Here is a 22,147-nt window from a genome sequence, read left to right as displayed (position 1 = left end):
CGCCTGGCGCGGGGCGCAGGCTTACTTGATCAGCCTCAGATATGGCGGCAGCTGCCGGGTCGCCGGTTCCTGCAGCGGCTCGTCCGACACGATCATGTCGCACAGCGCCTTCAGCTCGGAATCGGTCACCTTGTGCAGTTCCATCCGAAGCTCGAGGATGGCAAGCGACAGCAGCCGCGCCGTCTCGGTGTTCGCCCGGTCGGTCAGAAATGTCTGACATTCCTCGAGGGTTGCGAGCAGCGCCAGCAACCGTTCCTGCGTATTTTGCGACCGGCATATCTTCCACTCCCGAAGCCGCGAGGTAGAGTCGAGGCCTTTCCCTCTTCCGCTTCATAGGCCCCTCCCGCCAGAGTTCGCCAGCTTCACGTAGGCACACATTTGTTCCGGATGATTCAGAACTTTTAGGCAATTGTCCAGCAACATTCCGAAAGCCTGACTTGGACTTACGTCAAACATTTCGCATTACCGGCCGTTCAGTCAAGCAACCGGAGAGCGTCCCCGCGACCTCAGGCTGCACTAGCTGGGGTTGCATCCGCGCAAATACGCCCGTACAATATAGTTGCCCGTAGAACTACGGGCGCCGTGCATTGCCGCCTGGTAAGCATGCGTGCAAAATCTGCGTCGATCAAACTCGCGCTAGTTGTGGTTTGGTCAATATTTTGCCAAATGTAGAGGGCGGGGTGTCGAGTGACACCTTGGCGCGGTCGACTTCAGGTAGTCGACCGAGTCGGTACTAGGGTGCTTCCGATGCGCTTTTGCGTTTGGATACCATCCCGCGATCTTCTTGGATTTCGTAGTTCAGACGAACTGACGATCCACTCGAGCTTAACGCGGTACATCATCAACGTGTCCCTGACCCGGCCGGGCCAGGGATTCTCGATTTGAAGGACGGGTCACAAGAATGAACAGATCAGCAGCAAAGAAGATGAAGCAGCGCAGTGCCGGCAAGCCGGACATTGAGTTGGGCAAGCGGATTCGCCTGCGCCGTGTCGAGCAGAAGATCTCGCAGGCTGAACTCGGCGACAAGCTCGGCGTCAGCTTCCAGCAGGTTCAGAAGTACGAGAAGGGCGTCAACCGTGTCGGCGCCGCCCGCCTGCAGCAGATCGCGACGGCGCTCGACGTGCCGGTCACCTTCTTCTACGACGGCGACAACAAGGCTCGCGAAGTCGAGAGCCTGCTGTTCCTCGACAGCGCGTTCAGCCTCCGGTTGCTCCGCGCCTACAGCAAGATCAAGGATCAGACCGTGCAGCGCCAGCTGGTGTCGCTGATGGAATCGATCGCCGCCAACGAAGACTAAGCCGCGGATCGGGTCGCGAGACCGCGAACGCGATCCACCACGCCGCAAGGATCGGCCGGTTGCCGCGACCGCGACACGCCGGTCGGCCGGGACGATGCGAAGCGCTGCCATCCGCGATGGCAGCGCTTTTTCTTTGACTGCCCTCGCGACGACGCCGGTCGCTCAAAAATTTGTGATCCCGGCTTCCTCCACCTGCCGCCGAACGCGCGGTCGTGACGCTATGGCAAGCGTCGCGTCATGATCCCATGGCTCCACCTGAACATGATCTTCGCGCACGCGGCTCCGCATCCGCGCAGGCGTTTTCAGCTCGCGCTCTGACTGCACATCTCATGCGGCGCATCTGCGCGATGCGTCGCCACTCTGTCGCGCGGCCAATTGTCGCCCGCACACGCGGCGTCCCCACAACTCCCGCATTTGCTGCGTTGAACCGGCGTCGCCAAAACGAAGTGCACGGGTTCGTCTTTTTTGTCGCAGCAACGAAGTGGCCGCATGGACGTTTTCAGGCTTCAACCAAGGAGATCTTAATGAACATCAAGTTTGCCGTTATTGGACTCGCCGCGCTCGGAAGCGTAGCGTTGATGTCCGGAGCGGCATCGGCGATGCCGAACGGGCTGCCGCAGGCCGGCCACATCGCTGGCGAGACGTCCAATGTCGACAAGGTGCGCCAGGTCTGCGATCGCTGGGGCCGCTGCACCTGGCGCCCCGGCGCGTATGGCTACTATGGACCGCGCCATCACGGATGGCATCATCGTCCGCACTACCACCACCGCTATCATCATCACGGATACCGCCATCATGGCGGCGGTCATCACGGCGGCGGACATCACGGCGGACACCACCGCTAATCAACGAGGGGGCTTCGGCCCCCTCACCCTTTTTGCGCTTCAAATCAGAGCGCCGCCAGCACCGCCTTCGCGACATCGGCGGTGCCATTGCTGCCGCCGAACTCGAACGGCGTGAGACCGCCGGCATAGACCTTGTCGACCGCACGCTCGATCCGCTCCCCGGCTTCGGCAGCGCTCTCGAGACCGTGCTTGTCGGCGAGCCAGTCCAGCATCATCGCGGCCGACAGGATCATCGCGGTCGGGTTGGCCTTGCCCTGCCCCATGATGTCGGGCGCCGTGCCGTGACACGGCTGGAACACCGCGTAGCGATCGCCGATGTCGGCCGACGGCGCCATGCCCATGCCGCCGATCAGACCGGCGGTGAGATCGGACAGGATGTCGCCGAACATGTTCTCGGTCACCATGACGTCGAAGTCCCAGGGGCGCTTCACCAGCGCAGCCGCGGTCGCGTCGATATAGAGGTGATCGGCTTTCACGTCGGGATGACGCTTGGCGGTCTCGTCGAAGATGTTGCGGAAGAATGCGAACGCCTTGAACACGTTCGCCTTGTCGACGCAGGTCAGCCCGCCACCAGCGCGGCCGCGCGCCTTGCGGCGTTCGGCCAGCCGGAACGAGAACTCGAACAGCCGCTCGGAGGTGCGGCGCGTGATCACCATGGTCTCGCGCGCTTCGCTGTCGGTAACAACGCCCTTGCCCATCGAGGCGAACAGGCCCTCGGTCGATTCCCTGATCACGACGAGGTCGATGCCCTTCTGATCGGCGCCGACGATCGTGCTCGGCACGCCCGGGATCAACCGCGCGGGCCGCACGCCGGCATAGAGATCGAAGATCATGCGCAACTCGATCTGCGGCGCGATCTCGGTGTTGTCAGGATAGCGCACCGACGGCAGGCCGCAGGCGCCGAGCAGGATCGCATCGGCCTCCTCGCACAGCCGGATCGTGCTCTCCGGCATCGACTTGCCGGTCTCCTTGTAGTGGCCGGCGCCGGCCGGCGCCTCGGTGAAGCGGAATTTGAGGCCGGCAGCCGCCTCGACCTTGCACAGCACTTCGAGCGCCGGCGCCATCACCTCGGGGCCGATGCCGTCGCCGCCGAGAACGGCGATGTGGAGTGCGTTGTTGGCGGACATGGGAATTTCCTCAGGAAATCGGAGCGAGATGGCAAGTCTGGTCGTCATTGCGAGCGAAGCGAAGCAATCCATGCCGCCACTCGCGGAGATATGGATTGCTTCGTCGCTTCGCTCCTCGCAATGACGGCTAGAAATTACGGCGTCAGCACCGCGCGTCCGACAAGCTGGCCCTTCTGCAGATTGGTCAGAGCCTCGTTCGCCTTGGCGAGCGGCATCGGGGTGACCGGGATCGCTGGAATCTTCTTGGTCCGCACCAGGTCGAGCAGCTCCTGCGTCTCGCGCAGATTGCCGACATAGCTGCCCTGGATGGTGACCGCCTTGATCGGGATCAGCGGCAGTGCCCAGGTCGCGCCGCCGCCGAACAGGCCGACGATCACGAGCTTGCCGCCCTTGGTCAGGCAGTCGAAGCCGAGCTGCGAGGTCTGGGCGTTGCCGACCAGGTCGATCGCGGCGCGGATCGGCTGGCCGGCCTTCTTGACGAGTTGCTCCAGCGCATCGGGTGCCTTGCCGTCGACGGTCGCGAGCGCGCCGGCCGCTTCGGCCGCCTCGCGCTTCCTGGCGTCGATATCGACCACGATCGCGCCCTTGCCGCCCATCGCCTTCAGCAGCGACAGAGCCATCAGGCCGAGCCCGCCGGCGCCGAAGATCACGATCGGCGTGTCGAGATCCTTCTCGACCTTCTTCAGCGCGCTGTAGGTCGTGACACCCGAGCAGGCGTAGGGTGCGGCGGTGACCGGATCGAGCCCCTTGAGGTTGAGCAGATATTTCGGATGCGGCACCGTCATGTGATCGGCGTAGCCGCCGTCGCAATAGACGCCGAGCGCGTTCGGCTTGATCGCGCACATGTTCTCGTCGCCGCCGAGGCAGGTCGGGCATTTGCCGCAGCCGAGCCATGGATAGGCCAGCGCGACGTCGCCGGCCTTGAGGCCGCCCTTGTCGGCGTCCTTGACGTCGGGCCCGAAGGCCACGATTTCGCCGACCGTCTCATGGCCCATCGTGCGCGGCAACGAGACGCCGCGATCCTTCAACGACAGCGGCTTGCGGCCATGGCCGAGATCGTAACCGCCCTCCCAGATGTGCAGGTCGCTGTGGCAGACGCCGGCGGCCTTGACCTTGATCAAGACCTGCGTGCCCGACGGCTGCGGCGTCGGCTGATCGACCTCCTTCAAGGGGGCGTTGAAATCGACGACCTGGAAACTCTTCATCGCTGTTCTCCCGAAGCTTGTTTGTTGCGGCGGACCTTGCCACGCCTGCCCGCGGGGGACAAACGGATCGCGACCCCATTTTCGAGCAAGCCGCCATGCAGCTCGCTCGATGCGTCTATTCAGACCAGCGGATGATGGCAAGCCGCGTACTGGCCCGGCGCGACCACGCGCAGTTCCGGCACCTCGCTGGCACAGCGCGCATCGGCCCGCGGGCAGCGGGTGCGGAAGCGGCAGCCCGACGGCGGCGCGATCGGCGACGGCGGCTCGCCGACCGGCACGCTCTGCGTCGGACGGACGTCCGGATCGGGCACCGGGATGGCTTCGATGAGCAGCGCGGTATAGGGATGTGCCGGCCGTGCGAACAGCTGCTCCGACGGACCGACCTCGCAGAGCCGGCCGAGATACATCACCGCGACGCGATCTGAGACCGCCTTCACGACGGCGAGGTCGTGGGCGATGAACAGCAGGGTCAAGCCGTAGCGCGCCTTCATCTCCTCGAGCAGATTGAGGATCTGGGCGCGGATCGAAACGTCGAGCGCGGACACCGGCTCGTCGCAGATCACGAATTCCGGATTGAGCACCAGCGAGCGGGCGATGCAGATGCGCTGGCACTGCCCGCCGGAGAATTCATGCGGCAGCCGTCCGCTCACCAGCGCGGGATCGAGGCCGACCGCCGACAGCACGTCGGCGACGCGCCGCCGGCGTTCCTCGGGATCCCTGACGCCCGCGATCACCAGCGGCTCGGCGACGATATCACCGATCCGCCGCCGCGGGTTGAGCGATGCGATCGGGTCCTGGAAGATCAGCTGCACGCGCCGGCGCATCTGGCGCAGCGCCTCGCCCCTCAGCGCGGTGAGATCGTGCCCGTCGAACAGCACCTTGCCGGAAACCGCCTGGCGCAATTGCAGCACCGCGCGGCCGAGCGTCGACTTGCCGCAGCCGGATTCGCCGACCAGCCCCAGCGTCTCGCCTCGCGCGATTTCGAGGCTGACGTCGGACACGGCATGGATGGTCTTGCCCCCAACCGAATATTCGACGACGAGGTTTTCCACTTTCATCAGCGGACTGGGCGCGGCCTGCAGCATCATGCGCTGACCCTCGCGGCGATCGGATGGAAGCAGGCATAGAGATGCTCAGGCGTCTCCGCCGGGCTGAGCTGCGGCTTCTCCGCGCCGCAACGCTCGGCCGAATAGCGGCAGCGCGGCGAAAACGAGCAGCCCTTGAGCGGCCGGGTCGGATCGGGCGGCCGCCCTGATATCGCCGGCAGCGGCGTGTGCGGCGCGACGTCGAGCTTCGGCAGCGCGGCGAGCAGCGCCTCGGTGTAGGGCATCCGCATCTGCTTGAACAAGGCCGGTGTCGGCGCGCGCTCGACGACGCGCCCGGCATACATCACCGCGACCTCGTCGGTGCGGCCGGCGACCACGCCGAGGTCATGGGTGATGATGATCATCGCCATGTGACGGCGCTGCTGCTCGCGCGCCAGGAGATCGAGGATCTGCGCCTGGATCGTGACGTCCAGCGCGGTGGTCGGTTCGTCCGCGATCAGGAGCTGCGGCTCGCAGGACAGCGCCACCGCAATCGCGACGCGCTGGCGCATGCCGCCGGAGAGCTGGTGCGGGTATTGCGCCAGGCGCTGCTCGGGCGCGGGAATGCCGACCGCCGCCAGCAGCTCGATGCTGCGCTGCCTGGCCTGGGCAAGATCGAGCTCGAGATGTTCCTGGATGGTCTCGATCAGCTGGGTGCCGATGGTCAGCACCGGATTGAGCGAGGTCATCGGGTCCTGGAACACGACCGCAAGCGAGCGGCCGCGCAGCTTGCGCAATTTCTCCGCCGGCAGTCTTGTCAGATCCTGGCCATCGAACACCACGCGGCCGGACAATTTCGCCTTCTTGGGCAGCAGTTGCAGGACCGCCCGCGACAGCATGGTCTTGCCGCAACCGGACTCGCCGACGATGCCGAGCGTCCTGCCGGCGCCGACGGCGAGATCGACATGATCGACCGCCCGCAGATTGCCGCGCGGCGTCGGCAAATCGACCACCGCGTTCTCGACCGAAAGCAACGGATCGCTCATAGCGCACCCTGCCTGGGGTCGGTCAGCGCACGCATGGTATCGCCGATCAGGTTGAAGGAGAGCACGGTCAGAAACATCGCAATCGCCGGAATGAAGGCGAGCATTGGCGCCACATCGAGGCTTTCGCGCCCCTCGCCGATCATGCTGCCCCAGCTCGAGATCGGCGGCGGCACGCCGAGGCCGAGGAAGGACAGCGAACCCTCGACCACGATGGTGACGGCGACGCCGAGCAGGAAGAAGGCGAGCAGCGGCAGCATCACGTTCGGTAGCAGTTCGCGCAGCAGGATGCGCGCATGCGTGGCGCCGAGCGCCTGCGCCGCGATGACGAACTCGCGCCGCGCCAGCGACAGGGTCGCGGCCCGCGACACCCGCATGAAGGCGGGAATGCCGAGCACGCCGAGGATGCAGGTCAGATTGAAGATCGACTGGCCGAGATAGGCGGTCACCGCGAGCGCGAGGATCAGCGGCGGGAACGCCAGCAGCACATCCATGCTGCCGACCACGAAAGATTCAAAACGGCCGCGGAAATAGCCGGCGAGCATGCCAAGCGCGCCGCCGATGGTGACCCCGATCATCGGCGCGCAGAGGCCGACGATCAGCGAGATCCGCGCGCCGTAGATCAGCCGCGACAGCTCGTCTCGGCCGAGGCCGTCGGTGCCAAGCCAGTGCTCGGCGGAGATCGGCCCCCGCCGTTCCAGCATGTCCATGTCGGTCGGGCTCGGCAGCGGCAGCAGGTCGGCAAAGACCGCGACCGCGAACACCAGCACCATCCAGCCGATCGCGAACCAGAACAGCGTACCGAGCCGCCGTCGGCGCCGCACCGGCTCCGCACCGCTCTCGTCGAGGCTGAGCTCAAGCGTGGCCATGGCGGATCCTAGGATCGAGTAAGGCGTAGAGCAGATCGACGATGAAGTTCATGATGACGAAGCCCGCGCCGACCAGCAGCACCACACCCTGCAGGATGATGAGGTCGCGGGTCAGGATCGCGCCGACCAGGAGACGGCCGATGCCGGGCAGCGCGAAGATCGTCTCCACGATGACGGCGCCGCCGATCAGGCGGCCGATATTGATGCCGGTGATGGTGACGAGCGTCAGCGACGACGGTTTCAGCGCGTGCACGAACAGGATGCGCGACGGCTTCAGGCCCTTCGCCTTGGCAAGCGCGATATAATCCTCCTGCAGCGCCGCGATCATGTCGGAGCGCAGCACCCGCATGATGCCCGGCCATTCCGCGAGCCCGAGCGTCAGCGCCGGCAGCACCATGAAGCGCAGATTGGCGACCGGATCCTCGGTGAACGGCACGTAGCCGGTCGCCGGCAACAGCCGCAGCTCGACCGCAAACAGATAGATCAAGAGGATCGCAGACAGGAAGGTCGGTACCGACAGCATGCCGAACGCCGTGCCGGTCATGAAGCGGTCGAACGCGCCGCCGGCCTTGGCCGCGCAGGCGATTGCGAGCGGCACGCCGATCGCAAGCCCGATCAGCTCGGCCAGGATCATCAGCTCGAACGAGACCGGGACGCGTTCGCTGACCGCCTGCAGCACGGTCTGCCCGGTGCGGAAGGATCGTCCGAAGTCACCCTGCAGGATGTGCCAGAGCCAGCCGAGATAGCGCAGCCAGATCGGCTGATCGAGCCCCAGGTCGTGACGCAGCGCCGCGACATTCTCCGGCGTCGCCTGGTCGCCGAGGATCACGTAGGCGAGATCGCCGGGCAGCAGCGAGGCGATCACGAAGGTCAGGACCGAGACCGCGATCAGCACCGGTACCAGGTACAGGAGCCGGCGCGCGACGAAGAACAGCATGAAAGGCTATTCCTTCCAGGCGTAGGAGACGTCGAGCACCCCGTTGAACATCTTTGGCACGCCCTTCACCTTCGTGCTCGACATCGCGTAGTAGGTGTTCTGGAAGGTCCAGAACCAGATCGCCTCCTTGTTGATCAGGCGGCTGATCGCGCAGTAATCGTCGGTACGCTGGGCGACGTCGGCGGTGGTCCGTGCATGCTCCAGCAGCCGGTCGAGCTCGGGATTGGAATAGTTCGCCAGCGCAACCGGACTGCCGGTGTGGAAATTGGCGTACATCTGCGGATCCGGATCGGCGAGATCGACGATGCGCCACGGCGTGATCTGGAACTGGCGCATGAAGGCGCGCGGCGGAATGGTCGCCTGATCGACCTGCTCGATCTCCATATTGGCGCCGATGCGCTTCCAGAATTGTTGCAGCACCTGGCCACCGGTGCGACCGCGTGGCGTCGCCGTGACCAGCATCTTGAACTCGACCGGCTTGCCGTAGTCCTTGATCAACGCCTTGGCCTTCTCGACATCGTAGGGCAACGCGCCGTCATCCTTGCACTTCACCCAGGAGCCGTCGCCATAGGGATTGCTGGCCGGCCGCGCCAGACCATTGGTGATCGCTTGCGACATCTTCTGGCGGTCGAGCGCCATCACCAGCGCCTGGCGCACGCGCACGTCGTCGAAAGGTGGGACCTTGGTGTTGAAGGCGGCGACTGAGGCACCCGAGCCTTGATAGGTATGCACGATCAGACTCGCGTCCTTGCGCGCCTTGATAATATTGTCGGCGTCGGCCTCGTCGTCCCAGATGACGTCGGCCTCGCCCGATTGCAGCGAGGCGAAGCGCGACTGCGCATCCGGCAGCGGCTTCAGGATGATGCGGTCGAGATAGGGTTTGCCCTTGTCCCAGTAATCCGGGTTCTTCTCGAGCACCATGCGGTCGCCGGCGGTCCAGGATTTCAGGATGTAGGGACCGGTGCCGACCGGGTTGCGGTTGTAGTCGTCGCCCTTGGTCTTCCACGCCGTCGGCGACTGCATCACATTGTTGGAGCTCTGGATCGACTGCGTCGCCGGAAAATTCACCGCCGGGTCGCTGAAATTGTAGCGCACGGTGAGGTCATCGATGACGTCCACGCCCTTGATGCTGGTGATGTAGAACGCGCAACGGCACTTGTTGGCGGGATCCTTCTGGCGGTCGAAGTTCTCCTTCACCGCCTGCGCATTGAACGGCGTGCCGTCCTGGAATTTGACGCCGGGCCGCAGCTTGATGGTCCAGGTCTTGAAGTCTTCGGAATGCTCCCACGACAGCGCGAGCTTCGGCTTCGGCTCGCCCTTCTCGTCGAGCGTCGTCAGCGTGTCGAAGATCGCTGCCGCCGCGGTGTTGGCCGAGGTGTCGTAGACGCCGACTTTGAGCGGATCGAAGCCCGGAATGTCGAGCTCCTGGCCGACGGTGAGCGTACCGCCCTGCTTCTGCGCATGGGCCGGTGCAGCGAATGCCGCCGCACCAAATCCCGCCACAAGAAATATGCGCGCAACCATATGCGCGCGCCCGACCAGCGTCATCAATGCTCCCTCCCAGGTGGGCGACGTCCGGTGTTCCGGATCGTCGTATGTCGGGCGGCAGCTTGTCCGGAATCGCCGCGCGCGACAAGACCGTAAAACGGATGAAAAGCCGCAGGCTTAACTGCGCGCCGCTTTCGCCGGTTGCGCTGCGAAGCCTGCGATCTGATCGTCGGACAGGCCGATCTCCTTCAGATAGGTCAGGGTGTGCTCGCCGAGCGTCGACATCCGCTTGCGGGCTCCGACCGTCGCACCGGACATGCGGAACGGCAGATTGAGCACCTTGAAACTGCCGCCGCCGTCCTCGACCTCGGCCAGCGCACCGCGATGAGCGATCTGCGGATCGGCGAGCGCCTCGCGCACGGTGCGATAGGCCGACGACGGCACGCCATATTCGTTGAGCGCGGCAAGACAGGCCTGCGTGCTGACCGCGCGCGACCACGCCTCGACGCCCTCCATCAGGTCCGCCCAGTTCTCCCGCCGATCGGAATATTTCGCAAAGCGCGGATCGGACACCCATTCGGGACGGCCGATCACCTGCATCAGGTTCTGGAACGTCTTCTCGCTGGCGATCGCCACCATCACGTAGCCGTCGGTGGTTTCGATCGGGCCGAACATCGGACGCTGCGTCTGCTTCACCTCGAATTGCGACCATTGCAGCTCGTTCAGGGTCAGGCCCAGCATCGATTCCAGCATCGAGACGTCGATATGCTGGCCTTTGCCGCTGGCGCTGCGCTGATAGAGCGCCGCCGAGATGGCGCCGAAGGCGTAGACGCCGGTCAGCACGTCGGCATGATAGATGCCGCAATAATCCGGCCGGCTGCGGCCCGGCTGATAGGCGAGATGCGCCATCTCGTAGCCCGAGGCGGCATGGATCACCGGCGCATAGGCCGGCAATTCCGCCGACGGGCCGGTCTGGCCGTAGCCGGAGATCGAGCAGAAGATCAACTTCGGATTGATGTCACGGACCGAAGCGTAGTCGAGCTTCAGTCGCCGCATCACGCCGGGGCGGAAATTCTCCACCAGCACGTCGGCGGTCGCGATCAGCCGGCGCACGGCCTCGACGCCGGCCGGCGACTTCAGGTCGAGCACCAGACTGTTCTTGCCGATATTGAGCTGGCCGAACGCCGTCGAGCAATTGTTGCGCACCGGCGGCCGCGTCCGCATCGTCTCGCCTTCGGCGGGTTCGATCTTGATCACCTCCGCACCCATGTCGGCGAGCATCCGCGTGCAATGAGGTCCGGCGATCGTGGTCGAAAAATCGAGCACGCGAAGGCCGTCAAAGCTCCGTGTCAAATTCCCCTCATCGTCAGCAGCTATTGTCGTTGCCAAGGCTTCCTCCACCTTCGTCATTGTTTGGCGTCGCGTGACCCTAAAGTGAGCCGCCCCGACAGGAAAGCGTCTCGTCCAGACCGAGGCCGCGGGCGGTCTTGCATTTTACTCAAAGGCAGATTGGACCCGATCTTGCATAGCCTTGTCACGGGCTGGAACGAGGGCGCTTGTTGAAGGTCTTATTCGTCACGACGGAGATGGACGATTTCGTCCGCGTGGGCGGGCTCGGCGCCGTTTCCGCTGCACTCCCCCGGGCGCTCCGCCCCTGGAGCGACGTCAGGATCATGCTTCCCGGTTACCGGGACGTGGTCGAGCAGTTCGCGCATATTGAGATCGTTGGACAATGCGCAGCGCTTGCCGAGATGCCGGCCTGCACGCTGGGACGCGCATCGACCAGGGACGGGCTGCCGGTCTACGTGCTGCTGTGTCCGCAACTCTACGACCGGCCGGGCAATCCCTATGGCGATGAGTCCGGCCGCGACTGGCCCGACAACGACATCCGCTTCGGGCGTTTTGCCTCCGCCGCTGCCGAACTTGCAGCCGGAACGCTGGACAAGAATTGGGCAGCGGACCTCGTTCACGCCAATGACTGGCAGGCCGCGCTCACACCCGCCTACCTCGCATGGCGTCAGCTACGGATTCCGTCGATCCTGACCATCCACAATCTCGCCTATCAGGGCCTGTTTCCGCGGGACTCGCTGCGGCGGATCGGCGCACCGGAAAGCTCATTCCACATCGACGGGCTGGAGTTCTACGACAAGCTGTCCTTCCTCAAAGGCGGCCTGGTCTACGCCTCGCATCTGACCACGGTCAGCGCGACCTATGCGAAGGAGATCACGACCGCGGAGCTCGGCTGCGGGCTGGAGGGCCTGCTCCGTGCGCGCTCCGACGCCGACCAGCTGACCGGCATCCTCAACGGCATCGACGAGAGCTGGGACCCGCGCCATTGCGCGCAGCTCGCGCAGCCGTTCGGCGCCGGCGACTGGAAGGGCAAGCAGGCCAATGCCGACTATGTCCGCCGCCAATTCGGGCTTGCGGTCTCGCGGGGACCGATCTTCGGCCTGGTCGCGCGGCTGGTGCATCAGAAGGGCGTCGACCTCGTGCTGTCGGCCGCCGACGAGATCATCAGGGACGGCGGACAGATCGTCGTCACCGGCAGCGGCGAGCCCGCGATCGAGGATGCGCTGGTGGCCGCGCACCGGCGCCGGCCCGACGCGATCGGCGTCATCATCGGGTTCAATGACGCGCAGGCGCGCCGAATCTTCGCCGGCAGCGATTTCACCCTGATGCCGTCGCGCTTCGAGCCTTGCGGCCTCAGCCAGATGTATGCGCAGCGCTTCGGCTCGCTGCCGATCGGCCACCAGACCGGCGGCCTTGCGGAGACCATCGCCGACGGCGAGACCGGCTTCCTGTTCGCGCAGCCGTCGGCGGAATCCTTCCTCGGCGGCGTCAGGCGCGCGTTCGCTGCCTACCGCGCCAAGGATCGCCTCAACGCCATGCGCGCCAGCGCCATGGCCAAGTCCTACAGCTGGGACCTGTCGGCCGCCTGCTACAGCGCACTCTACAAGCGGCTCGTCATGCGGCGGGCGGCGGCTTAGGCCGCCTGCCTCGCCGGCTTGTGAAGCCCGACCGCCCTGGGATCCCAGCGGACCGGTAACAATCGGGTCATTGCGCCGAACCTTTCATGCGATCACGTCGCCCCACGAGGGGACGACGACGCATGCGTGAAATTGCGAATGATGGACTTTTGGCCAAACGCGATTGCGATGGAGAAACATCATGGACGTCAACGAGGAACGCCTCAATTCATTCATGGGAAAGATGATCGGCGATGTCGGCGCGGCGATGAACGCCTCGCTGATGCTGCTGGGAGACAAGCTTGGGCTCTACAGAGCTCTCGCGCAGCAAGGACCGATGGACGCGGCGGCCCTTGCCAAGGCAACGGGAACAGCCGGCCGTTACGTTCAGGAATGGCTCTCGGCCCAAGCCGCCTCCGGCTACGTCGAATATGACAGCAAGTCCGGCAAGTTCTCGATGCTGCCCGAGCAGGCGCTGGCGCTCGCCGACGAAGAAAGCCCGGTCTTCCTCGGCGCGGTCGGAAGCCTGGTCGGTGCGACCTTCCTCGACGAGCCGAAAATCACCGACGCGTTCAAGACCGGCAAGGGCGTCGGCTGGAACAAGCGCAGCGAGTGTCTGTTCTGCGGCACCGCTCGCTTCTTCCGCACCAGCTACAAGCATTATCTGGTCCAGGAATGGCTGCCGGCGCTCGAGGGTGTCGTCGACAAGCTGAAGAAGGGTGCCGTCGTCGCCGATGTCGGCTGCGGGCATGGCGTCTCGACGCGGTTGATGGCGGAGGCATTTCCGAAATCGACCTTCTACGGCTTCGACTATCACGACGGCTCGATCCAGACGGCGCGGATGTCCGCGCGGGAGGCGGGATTGTCAGACCGCGTCCATTTCCAGACGCACTCCGCCAAGGACTTCCCTGCCAACAAGTATGACCTGGTGTGCTTCTTCGATTGCCTGCACGACATGGGCGACCCGGTCGGCGCCCTCAAGCACACCCGCTCCACCCTCGCCGACGACGGCACCTGCCTGCTGATCGAGCCGTTCGCCAACGACCTGCTGGAGGACAACCTCAATCCGGTCGGCCGCGTCTACTACGCCGCCTCGACGATGATCTGTACGCCCGCCTCGCTGGACCAGGAGGTCGGGCTCGCGCTCGGCGCACAGGCTGGCGAGACCAGGCTTCGCGAAGTGGCGCGCCAGGGCGGCTTCTCGCGGTTCCGCCGTGCCGCGGAAACACCGTTCAACCTGATCCTGGAAGCTCGCCCGTAACAGGGTTACGCGATTGGACGGCGGCCTCGCGCCGCCGTCCAATGGTCTGTGGTGCTGGTCGGTGATTCCACCGGCGGCTAAGCCGCCGGCGCCCTACCAATCCTGCGATTGCCAATAGTACTGGCCGCCGCGCCGGCGCGGATTGGCGGCTTGCGGATTGCCGTAATACGGAGTGCCGTACTGGGTCGGCCCCTGGGGGTTGCCGTATTGGGGATAGCCGTATTGGGTGCCCGACTGGGGATTCCAGCTGCGCTGCGAGAAGAAGCCGAAACCGTCGTCCCCGCTCGCAACCATGTCGTCGTTCATCATGGGCCGGGTCGGCTTGCGCGTGATGAAACCACCCTGGGGCTGGTTGCTCAGCACGGCGACGAACTCGGTACGATAGTTGGTCTCGGCACTCAGCGGCTCGTCCGAGATGATGATCGACGAGCGCGGCGCGACGGTCGGCGCGATGCGATCCAGCACATCCTGCGGGATGGTGACACGGTCGAGCGCGTCCTTGGCGTTATCGCCGTCGTCGATCGTCACCTCGGTCCAGCGCAGGCCGGTGTCCTTGCGCGCCATCGCCGTGTAGATATGCGTGCCAATCGGCTTGTCCGGATCGCGGATGGTGACGGGAACCTCGATGCTCGAATCGAACACCTCGCCGCCATCAGCCCATGGCTTGTGGGTGTTGCGCCGAACGTAAAGCTTCTGCGTCGCGCGGCTGATGTAGACCGAGACCGGCTCGAGCGCGAGCTTCGCCTCGGTCGCCGCCTTCTGGGTATCGGCCTTGTTGGTCTCGGCCGCCTTGGCGGCATCCTTTGCCGCCGCTGCGGCATCGAGCTTCGGCTTGGCGTCGCCCTGGGCAGCCTCGTATTGCGTGGTCGCTTGCGCGGCCTTGGCCGCAGCCTTCTGCTTGAGATCCTCGGCGCGCGCCTTGGCCTGGTCGGTCTTGGCATTGGCGAGCGTCTTGTCGGCGAACGCCACCTCGGCGTCGGCACGGATCTTGATCTGCTGCAGCTTGCGCAGCGACGCCGGCGTGAACTGTGCCGCTTCCTTGGTCGCGGCTGCGGAAGCCTTCTTCGCCTCGTCGGCGACCTTGGCGGCATCCGCGGCCTCGCGCGTGAGCTTTTCGGCGCGCGCCGGTGCATCCGCGATGGCCTTGGCGTTCGGCACGAACAGCGCCGGATGGGTGAAATCGACCGGAGCCGCGTCGTTCGGCGCGATGATCACCCGCATCCCGATTCGCGTCTTGTCGAACAGCTTCTCGGCAAAGTCATAAGGCATCCGCACGCAGCCGTGCGACGCTGCATATCCCGGCAGCGGGCCACCATGCAGCGCGACGCCGTTCCAGGTGATCCGCTGCATGTTCGGCATCCAGGCATCGTCGTACATGGTCGAGTGATGGTCCTTGTCCTTCTCGACCAGCGCAAAGACGCCGGCCGGCGTCTCACGTCCCTTGATGCCGCTCGACACCGGCGCGCGGTAGATCCAGCCGTCGGCGTCGTAGAAGGTCACCTTCTGGGCGCTGATCGACACGATCGCCATGATCGGCTCGCCCGCCGCACGCGGCGCGGTCGCCTCGACGGTTGCCGCGGGACGCTGCTGTTTCGCCGCGACACCGCCGGTCAGCGGCGCGAATGTGACCATCGCTGCGAAAGTCACAAAGGCGGGATGCCCCCAACGCCGCATCGCTCCGGTGGATTGCGCCGTCGTTGTTCGATTTCTCATGCCATTCCTCGGTCGAAATGCCAGCCCGCGCTACGCCGATAACTACCAGATCGCGATTTTGGATTGATTAATCGCCGCCACCGCTCCACGCCGTACATCCCTTCCCGGGGAACATCCGCTCGTTCCAGCAGCAAATCACTCATATATTCACTCATATATGACGGCGCATGCAGGAGAAAGGGTGCAGCGCAGCGAAAACCGGCCCAAAGCCGCCGAAACCCTGGCCCGGCAGGCGGTCGCCAACGGTGCTGCAGCCTCGCCGTCATGCCGTCCGCCGCGTCTCAGGCATCACCAGCCAGATCACGAACAGCCCGAATGCGGCAACGCCGGCGAGGCCCATGAAGGCGGTGCTGCTGCCGAGCTTGTCGCTGACATAGCCGGCCAGCACCGTGCTGAGCGACGCGCCGATGCCGACGGCGGTGCCGACGATGCCCTGCGCCAGATTGAAATGGCCGCTGCCGAACGCGACGTCGGCCACGATCAGCGGCACCATCACGCTGAAGATCGCCGCGGTGACGCCGTCGAAGACCTGCACCGCGACCAGCAGATAGGGATCCCGCACCGTTGCGAACAACAGGCCGCGGATCATCAGCGCGGCGAAGGCGATCAGCAGCAGCGGCCGGCGGCCCCAGGTCTGGGCCTTGCGGCCGACCGACGGCGAGGACAACGCGACGATCGCCTGCGGCACGATGATGCAGGCCGCGATCAAGACGGGCGCCCATTGGCTCGACCGTACCGTGACCACGCCCGCCATCAGCGGCAGCATCGCGGCATTGGCGAGTTGGAACAGCATCATCGCGCCGGCAAAGATCAGAAGCGTGCGCTTCCGCACCAGGCCGAGGACGCTGGTCGCCTTCTTGTCGGGCACCTCGCGCTTCACTGCGCCATGGGCCTGCGCGATGTCGATCTCGCGCTCGCGGATCCGCGCCAGCGCCAACAGCGTCGGGATCGCCAGGATGAAGGTGACGAGGAACACCGCGCGGCTCGACAACAGGTAGCCGCAGGCGCCCATCAGCGCCGCGGCCGAGCCGCTACCGAGCGAGGCGAAGCGCGCATTGCGGCCGAGCCGCTCGCCGATCGCGAGCGGCCCGACCAGGCCGAGGCTGATCGCGGCGATCGCAGGTCCCAGCACGCAGCTTGCGAGCGCGTGCAGTATCGCGGCGAGCGTGACCACGGGCAAGATCGGCCAGAGCGCGTAGGCCAGCGCGCTGGCGCCGATGGCCGCGACTGCGCAGCCGGCGACGACCCGCTCCGAGCGCGCCGCATCGACGATCGCACCGCCCGGCATCTGGCCCAGCAGGCCGATGATGCCGCCGATCGAGAGCACGAAACCGATCTCCACCTGGGTCCATTTCTGCGTCGTCAGATAGACCGCGATGAACGGGCCGAAGCCGGTCTGCACGTCGGCCAGGAAGAAGATGAACCAGTCGAGCCCGCGCTGACTTTCGCGCGACGGCCCGCGCGGCGGCTCGGGACTGGGTTGATCGGGCACGAGCGGCACAACATTGGTGCTGCCGGCTGATCGCTCGCCACGATCGTCGCCAACCGTCTCCAAAGAAGAGTTCGGACGCGCGACCAGCTTTAGCCCCCTAATGTTCATAATCCCATGGATGGAGATTGCCGGCCGCGCCCAGCACGATCAGCGGTGTATCTTCCTTGTATTCCGGCGCAGCGCTCACCTGCTGCTTGTTCAGATCCAGCGTGATGCTGTCGCTCTTGCTGGAAACGCCGGCGAAACGCAGCGCGTTCCAGTCGACCACGATCTTGCGGCTGCCGACGCCGAGAAACCCGCCGAAATCGATCACGGCGGCGCGGACCTTGCCGTCGCGATCGACGATGACGTCGACGATGCGGCCCATGTCCTCGTTGGCCGAGCTGCGCACATCGCGCCCGAGGATGCCGTGCGCGTCGCGCGCGCCGATCACGGTCACCGATGGCGGTGGCGACGGCTCCTTGGACGATTCCTTGGCCTGCTCCTTCGGCGCTGCAGCGGCTGCTGGCGGCGCTTGAGCTGCTGGCGGCGCCTGAGCTGCTGGCGGTGCCTGCGCTGCCGGTGAAGGCGATGGTGCCGGCGTCGGTGATGCGTCGTCGGCAGCACGGACACCAGCGCATGTCAGCAGCGCCGCTGCGACCAGTATGACCATGACCCTCGGACGCATGTTACTCTCCCCACGATTTCCTTGACGCGCGCACGCCGCGCGACGAGGCTCAATGCGTCAGCACGATCGACACCTGGATCTGGCCGCGCGTGCGCAACACTTCGAGCGACACCTCGTCGCCGTGACGGCGCAGCCGCAGATCGACGCTGGACGCGCCGAGCCTGAGATCACGCAGCACCACGTCGCTGAGGAATTCCGGCAGGCACGGATCGCGCAGCCGGATCTCGCCGCGCCCGGTGTCGAATTCAAGGCCGAGCGCCGCCTCCAGCAGCGTGAACGGCGTCGCGCTGGCCCAGGCCTGCGGCGCGCAGGCCACGGGATAAAGCACCGGGCCGCGCCGGCGTTCGCGACGGAAGCCACAGAACAGCTCGGGCAGCCGCCGCAACTCCATATAGCTTGCGGCGTCGAACAGCCCCTTGAACAGATGCGCGACCGAATGTTTGAAGCCGTAACGGGCAAATCCGAGTGCGATCAGCGCATTGTCATGCGGCCAGACCGAGCCGTCGTGATAGGACATCGGATTGTAGCGCACCTCGCCCACGGCGACGGTGCGGATGCCCCAGCCCGAGAAGAATTTCTGGCTCATCAGATCGACGGCAACCCGTTGCGCGCGGTCCTGCCGCACCATGCCGGAAAACAAGGTCTGTCCGGCATTCGACGTGCGCACCCTGCACGGCTGCTTGGCGCCGTCGAGCGCGACCGCATAGGTGCCGAGCTCCTCGCACCAGAACGCCTCCTCGAACCGCGCGCGCAGCCGCTCGGCCTCGGCCTCGAGCTTCGCAGCCTTGTCCGCAAAGCCAAGCTGGCGCGCCGCCAGCGCGGCGAGCCGCTTGCCGGCGAATACATAGCCCTGCACTTCGGCCAGCGCAATGTTGCCCTCGGCGAGCCTGCCGTCGGCATGGAAGATGGCATCGAAGGAGTCCTTCCAGCCCTGGTTCCGGAGGCCTTCGTCGGTCGCGCGCTGATATTCGATGAAACCGTCGCGGTCGGGATCGCCCGGGCCGTCGATCCATTGCAATCCGGCCTCGACCGCGGGCCACAGCTCGCGCAGCGTCTCGATGTCGCCGGTGCGCTCCAGATAGAGCCCGGCGAGCAGCACGAACAGCGGGGTCGAATCGACGCTGCCGTAATAATGCGCGAACGGCACCTCGCGGAGCGCTGCCATCTCGCCGCCGCGCATCTCGTGCAGGATCTTGCCCGGCGCGGCATCGGCCAGCGGATCGACCGCCTTGGCCTGGAACAGAGCAAGCCGCTTCAGCACGCCCTTGGCGATCCGCGGATCGACCCACAGCATCTGCAACGCGGTGATCAGCCCGTCGCGGCCGAATGTCGTCGAGTACCAGGGAATGCCGGCATAGGGGTAACGGCCCTGCGGCGTCTCGGTCATCAGCATGTTGAGGTCGGCCATCGCCTGGCACAGCACCTCGTTGAAGATGTTGTTCGAGGTCTCGATAGTGGCTGCGCCGGCCGACGAATTCCGCATCTCGCGGCGATGCGCCAGCAGCCCGCGGAAGAACGGCACCGGCTTCTGCATGATCGGCTTGTTGCAGGAGACCGCGACGAACAGCGACGTCACCTGCGCCGGCTCGAGGTCGAAATGGTAGGTCGCCGCGTTGACCGACAGCCGCGTCGGCCGCGGATCGAAATGCAGTGCGGTGATCCGCGCCTGCTCGTCGAGACCGCAATATTCCAGCACGACGTCGGTCGGGCCCAATAGCTTGCTCGAGCCGATGCCGCGCCGCGGCCGGCGCTCGCCGCGCACCTCGAACAGATCGGCGAAATCATTGTCGAACAGCAGCGTGAGATCGAAGCTCGCGGCATGATCGCCGTGGTTCTGCAGGCCGATGCGCTGATAGGCCGTGCCGCGCCACAGGAAGATCGAGCGCACGATGTGCAGCGTATCCTTCTGCAGCGTCAGGCGGCCGTCGCGATAGACATCGGAATTGGTGAGATCGACCGTCAGTGCCGAATTGTCGTCGCGCATGTTGGAGCCGAGCAGCAGCGGCTGCACGTCCTCCAGCACCATTTCCAGCCGCGCCAGGTAGCGCGTGTCGGCGTTGAACAGGCCGTCCGGCCCGCCGGCCGAGGCGCCGATATCGCCATGGCTGTCGAGCACGATGAAGGTGTCGTCATGCTTGAGCGAGCGCCGCGGCCGGGCCGCGGGCCCGGTCATCGGAATGTAGAACGGCGATTCGGCGACGTGCTCAGTGATGCGAGCAGTGATGATCTGCGTAACGACGTCAGCTGCCATCTGAACCTCTGGCGACCTTGCCTAGCTCAAATCTCGACTCTCGGCCCGAACAAACGCACCGGAACGCAATAACACGCTTGATGACGCGGGGTCAGGCCGCGCTGGTGGAGAGGCGGCCCATTTCGCGCGCCACGAGGTCGCGGTAGGGGCCCCTTCCCTTCACCAGGATATCGGGCGGACCGTCCTCGACGATCCGGCCGCCCTGCAGCACGACCACGCGGTCGAAGCTGCGCAGCGTCGCAAGGCGATGCGCGATCGCCACCACCGTACGCCCGCGCATCAGCCGGGACAACGCCTCGCGGATCGCCTCCTCGGATTCCGCATCGAGCGCCGCGGTGGCCTCGTCGAGCAGCAGGATCGGCGCGTCCTTCAGGAACGCGCGCGCGATCGCAATGCGCTGGCGCTGGCCGCCGGAGACCTTGACGCCGCGATCGCCGACAATGGTGTTCATGCCCTCGGGCAAGGTTTCGATGAAGTCGCAGCGCGCAGCGATCGCCGCCCGCAGCACCTCGTCGTCGGTGGCGTCCGGCCGGCCGTAGCGGATGTTCTCCAGGATCGAGCGGTGGAACAGCGAGATATCCTGCGGAACCACCGAGATCGCCGCACGCAGGCTCTGCTGGGTGACGCGCGAGATGTCCTGGCCGTCGACCGTGATGTTGCCCTGCTCGACGTCGTAGAAGCGCTGCAGAAGGGTAAACAGTGTTGACTTGCCGCCGCCGGACTGGCCGACCAGGCCGACCCGCTGGCCAGGCTGGATGCGCAGGCTGAAGCGCTCGAACACCTGCAAGCCACCGGGGTAGCGGAACGAGACATTGTTGAAGGCGATCGCCGCGCCGCTCTTCACCAGCGCTTCGGCTTCCGGATGGTCCTTCAGTTCGTGAGGCTGCAGCAGTGTCGCCAGCGCCTCGGTGAGCCGGGCGACATGCTGGGTGACGTCGACCAGCGCAACGGCGAGATCGCGGGTAGCAGAAAGGATCGAGATGCCGAGCGTACAGACCAGCACGACGTCGCCGGTGGTCGCCGCGCCCTGCTGCCAGAGGCTGAGGGCCCAGGCCAGCATCGCGATCGTCAGGAGCACGGTCACGCCGGCGTGAATGAAACGGAGCTTTTCGAGATAGCGCAGGGAACGGCCGCGGGCGACGAGTTCCCGGTTGACGGTCGCGTCGAAGCGTTCGTGCTCGTAGCCGAGGCCGCAGAACGCGCGCACGAGCGGCAGGTTGTTGATCACGTCGACCATTTCGCCGTCCACGGCGGCCGCCCGGTTGGCGAAATCGTCATGCAGCGGCCGGCCGGCGGCGGCTATGCGGAACATGGCCACCACCATGGTTCCCGCGATCAGGATCAGCACTGCTGACATTGTCACGCTGACGGTTCCAACCAGGGCGATCGCCGCGAAGGTGGCGATGCATGGCGGCAACACGTTCCATACGAACATGTTCTCGACCGTGAACACCGCGTTCGACGTGGCCGTGATCCGGCTGGTCAGCATGCCCGGCAGCCGGTCCGTGAAATAACTCGGCGCATGACCGGTGAGATGGCGGAACATGTCGCGGCGAAGGTCGCCGGTGACGCTGACAAAGGTGTAACTCGCGGTCCAGCTCGCGATCCGCCACAGGAAGTTGTCGGCCGCGATCAGCGACATGAGCAGAGCGAATGCCAGCCATACGCCATTCGCAGCTGACGGTCCGGCTGACAAGGCGTCGACCAGATTCTTGACGCCATATTGCGTGCCCACCGAGCAGGCAACCGCGGCAACAACGGCCGACAAGATCACAATGTGCGACGGAAGCCGCCGGCGGAGATAGCGCAGCACGAAGGGAAAGGGGCGGTGCGCATATCCTGACAGATGATCCATGACGTCCTGCAAAACCTGTTGAAGGTGAACGAGAAAATTTTAGTCGAAGCTCTCGTGCACGATGACGTGAAGGGCGGCGGTGGGATTCCTCGGTGCAGCCATTACT

18 protein-coding genes are annotated in these 22,147 nt (G+C 65.4%); 4 read left to right on the top strand and 14 right to left on the bottom strand.

Annotated features, from left to right (window positions below; genetic code table 11):
- Nucleotides 1-21: 21 nt before the first annotated feature.
- The gene (locus tag ACVILL_RS25425) at nucleotides 22-249 is read right to left on the bottom strand and encodes a hypothetical protein (protein ID WP_456731538.1); all 228 of its coding nucleotides are present in this window, start codon (nucleotides 247-249) and stop codon (nucleotides 22-24) included.
- A gap of 652 nt (nucleotides 250-901) precedes the next feature.
- On the opposite strand from ACVILL_RS25425, the gene ACVILL_RS25420 reads away from it, so the two are divergent.
- Nucleotides 902-1,297: a helix-turn-helix domain-containing protein gene (locus tag ACVILL_RS25420; protein WP_016844123.1), complete on the top strand. Its 396-nt coding sequence runs from the start codon at nucleotides 902-904 to the stop codon at nucleotides 1,295-1,297.
- A 524-nt stretch (nucleotides 1,298-1,821) separates the two neighbouring features.
- Nucleotides 1,822-2,142 carry a hypothetical protein gene (locus ACVILL_RS25415; RefSeq protein ID WP_456731537.1) on the top strand — a complete coding sequence of 107 codons (321 nt, stop codon included), beginning with the start codon at nucleotides 1,822-1,824 and terminating at the stop codon, nucleotides 2,140-2,142.
- A 44-nt stretch (nucleotides 2,143-2,186) separates the two neighbouring features.
- Here the strand turns inward: ACVILL_RS25415 and ACVILL_RS25410 are convergent, their stop codons facing one another.
- From ACVILL_RS25410 to ACVILL_RS25375, 8 genes are all read right to left on the bottom strand, one after another.
- A complete protein-coding gene (locus ACVILL_RS25410) occupies nucleotides 2,187-3,269 on the bottom strand; it encodes an isocitrate/isopropylmalate dehydrogenase family protein (protein ID WP_456731536.1) in 1,083 nt (360 codons plus the stop codon).
- A gap of 134 nt (nucleotides 3,270-3,403) precedes the next feature.
- A complete protein-coding gene (locus tag ACVILL_RS25405; RefSeq protein ID WP_456731535.1) occupies nucleotides 3,404-4,474 on the bottom strand; it encodes an alcohol dehydrogenase in 1,071 nt (356 codons plus the stop codon).
- A 119-nt stretch (nucleotides 4,475-4,593) separates the two neighbouring features.
- Nucleotides 4,594-5,562: an ABC transporter ATP-binding protein gene (locus tag ACVILL_RS25400; RefSeq protein ID WP_456731534.1), complete on the bottom strand. Its 969-nt coding sequence runs from the start codon at nucleotides 5,560-5,562 to the stop codon at nucleotides 4,594-4,596.
- The gene (locus tag ACVILL_RS25395) at nucleotides 5,559-6,545 is read right to left on the bottom strand and encodes an ABC transporter ATP-binding protein (protein WP_456731533.1); all 987 of its coding nucleotides are present in this window, start codon (nucleotides 6,543-6,545) and stop codon (nucleotides 5,559-5,561) included. The genes ACVILL_RS25400 and ACVILL_RS25395 overlap by 4 nt, the downstream gene beginning before the upstream one ends.
- Nucleotides 6,542-7,411, bottom strand: a complete 870-nt coding sequence (locus tag ACVILL_RS25390) for an ABC transporter permease (protein ID WP_456731532.1) — start codon at nucleotides 7,409-7,411, stop codon at nucleotides 6,542-6,544. Before ACVILL_RS25390 ends, ACVILL_RS25395 begins: the two co-directional genes overlap by 4 nt.
- The gene (locus ACVILL_RS25385; RefSeq protein ID WP_456731531.1) at nucleotides 7,398-8,348 is read right to left on the bottom strand and encodes an ABC transporter permease; all 951 of its coding nucleotides are present in this window, start codon (nucleotides 8,346-8,348) and stop codon (nucleotides 7,398-7,400) included. The genes ACVILL_RS25390 and ACVILL_RS25385 overlap by 14 nt, the downstream gene beginning before the upstream one ends.
- A 6-nt stretch (nucleotides 8,349-8,354) precedes the next feature.
- Nucleotides 8,355-9,896, bottom strand: a complete 1,542-nt coding sequence (locus ACVILL_RS25380; protein WP_456731530.1) for an ABC transporter substrate-binding protein — start codon at nucleotides 9,894-9,896, stop codon at nucleotides 8,355-8,357.
- A 117-nt stretch (nucleotides 9,897-10,013) separates the two neighbouring features.
- On the bottom strand, nucleotides 10,014-11,246 hold the full coding sequence (locus ACVILL_RS25375) for a CaiB/BaiF CoA transferase family protein (RefSeq protein WP_456731529.1): 1,233 nt from the start codon (nucleotides 11,244-11,246) through the stop codon (nucleotides 10,014-10,016).
- A 149-nt stretch (nucleotides 11,247-11,395) separates the two neighbouring features.
- On the opposite strand from ACVILL_RS25375, the gene glgA reads away from it, so the two are divergent.
- Both glgA and ACVILL_RS25365 read left to right on the top strand, forming a co-directional pair.
- Nucleotides 11,396-12,823 carry a glycogen synthase GlgA gene (glgA, locus tag ACVILL_RS25370; protein WP_456731528.1) on the top strand — a complete coding sequence of 476 codons (1,428 nt, stop codon included), beginning with the start codon at nucleotides 11,396-11,398 and terminating at the stop codon, nucleotides 12,821-12,823.
- A gap of 181 nt (nucleotides 12,824-13,004) precedes the next feature.
- On the top strand, nucleotides 13,005-14,063 hold the full coding sequence (locus ACVILL_RS25365; RefSeq protein WP_456731527.1) for a class I SAM-dependent methyltransferase: 1,059 nt from the start codon (nucleotides 13,005-13,007) through the stop codon (nucleotides 14,061-14,063).
- A 93-nt stretch (nucleotides 14,064-14,156) separates the two neighbouring features.
- On the opposite strand, the gene ACVILL_RS25360 is transcribed toward ACVILL_RS25365, so the two are convergent.
- The 5 genes from ACVILL_RS25360 to ACVILL_RS25340 all read right to left on the bottom strand — a co-directional run bounded on the left by ACVILL_RS25360 (nucleotide 14,157) and on the right by ACVILL_RS25340 (nucleotide 22,041).
- Nucleotides 14,157-15,776, bottom strand: coding sequence for a L,D-transpeptidase family protein (locus tag ACVILL_RS25360; RefSeq protein ID WP_456731526.1), 1,620 nt, complete (start codon nucleotides 15,774-15,776; stop codon nucleotides 14,157-14,159).
- Between the two features lie 262 nt (nucleotides 15,777-16,038).
- Nucleotides 16,039-17,277: an MFS transporter gene (locus ACVILL_RS25355; protein ID WP_456734359.1), complete on the bottom strand. Its 1,239-nt coding sequence runs from the start codon at nucleotides 17,275-17,277 to the stop codon at nucleotides 16,039-16,041.
- 88 nt (nucleotides 17,278-17,365) lie between these two features.
- The gene (locus tag ACVILL_RS25350; protein WP_456731525.1) at nucleotides 17,366-17,935 is read right to left on the bottom strand and encodes a PRC-barrel domain-containing protein; all 570 of its coding nucleotides are present in this window, start codon (nucleotides 17,933-17,935) and stop codon (nucleotides 17,366-17,368) included.
- A gap of 49 nt (nucleotides 17,936-17,984) precedes the next feature.
- Nucleotides 17,985-20,186: an amylo-alpha-1,6-glucosidase gene (locus tag ACVILL_RS25345; protein WP_456731524.1), complete on the bottom strand. Its 2,202-nt coding sequence runs from the start codon at nucleotides 20,184-20,186 to the stop codon at nucleotides 17,985-17,987.
- Nucleotides 20,187-20,277: 91 nt separating this feature from the next.
- Complete coding sequence (locus ACVILL_RS25340; protein ID WP_456731523.1) at nucleotides 20,278-22,041, bottom strand: ABC transporter ATP-binding protein; 1,764 nt, start codon at nucleotides 22,039-22,041, stop codon at nucleotides 20,278-20,280.
- Between the last annotated feature and the right edge of the window lie 106 nt (nucleotides 22,042-22,147).

It is taken from the genome of Bradyrhizobium sp. USDA 3364 (assembly GCF_054056355.1).
The sequence above is the reverse complement of the archived record's forward strand: the minus strand, read 5'-3'. Positions and strand labels throughout refer to the sequence as shown.

Excerpts from the sequence above, each read along its gene's own strand:
- ACVILL_RS25420 (WP_016844123.1), top strand. The coding sequence starts at position 902 with ATGAACAGATCAGCAGCAAAGAAGATGAAGCAGCGCAGTGCCGGCAAG.
- ACVILL_RS25415 (WP_456731537.1), top strand. The coding sequence starts at position 1,822 with ATGAACATCAAGTTTGCCGTTATTGGACTCGCCGCGCTCGGAAGCGTA.
- ACVILL_RS25410 (WP_456731536.1), bottom strand. The coding sequence starts at position 3,269 with ATGTCCGCCAACAACGCACTCCACATCGCCGTTCTCGGCGGCGACGGC.
- ACVILL_RS25405 (WP_456731535.1), bottom strand. The coding sequence starts at position 4,474 with ATGAAGAGTTTCCAGGTCGTCGATTTCAACGCCCCCTTGAAGGAGGTC.
- ACVILL_RS25400 (WP_456731534.1), bottom strand. The coding sequence starts at position 5,562 with ATGATGCTGCAGGCCGCGCCCAGTCCGCTGATGAAAGTGGAAAACCTC.
- ACVILL_RS25395 (WP_456731533.1), bottom strand. The coding sequence starts at position 6,545 with ATGAGCGATCCGTTGCTTTCGGTCGAGAACGCGGTGGTCGATTTGCCG.
- ACVILL_RS25390 (WP_456731532.1), bottom strand. The coding sequence starts at position 7,411 with ATGGCCACGCTTGAGCTCAGCCTCGACGAGAGCGGTGCGGAGCCGGTG.
- ACVILL_RS25385 (WP_456731531.1), bottom strand. The coding sequence starts at position 8,348 with ATGCTGTTCTTCGTCGCGCGCCGGCTCCTGTACCTGGTACCGGTGCTG.
- ACVILL_RS25380 (WP_456731530.1), bottom strand. The coding sequence starts at position 9,896 with ATGACGCTGGTCGGGCGCGCGCATATGGTTGCGCGCATATTTCTTGTG.
- ACVILL_RS25375 (WP_456731529.1), bottom strand. The coding sequence starts at position 11,246 with ATGACGAAGGTGGAGGAAGCCTTGGCAACGACAATAGCTGCTGACGAT.
- ACVILL_RS25365 (WP_456731527.1), top strand. The coding sequence starts at position 13,005 with ATGGACGTCAACGAGGAACGCCTCAATTCATTCATGGGAAAGATGATC.
- ACVILL_RS25360 (WP_456731526.1), bottom strand. The coding sequence starts at position 15,776 with ATGAGAAATCGAACAACGACGGCGCAATCCACCGGAGCGATGCGGCGT.
- ACVILL_RS25350 (WP_456731525.1), bottom strand. The coding sequence starts at position 17,935 with ATGCGTCCGAGGGTCATGGTCATACTGGTCGCAGCGGCGCTGCTGACA.
- ACVILL_RS25345 (WP_456731524.1), bottom strand. The coding sequence starts at position 20,186 with ATGGCAGCTGACGTCGTTACGCAGATCATCACTGCTCGCATCACTGAG.
- ACVILL_RS25340 (WP_456731523.1), bottom strand. The coding sequence starts at position 22,041 with ATGGATCATCTGTCAGGATATGCGCACCGCCCCTTTCCCTTCGTGCTG.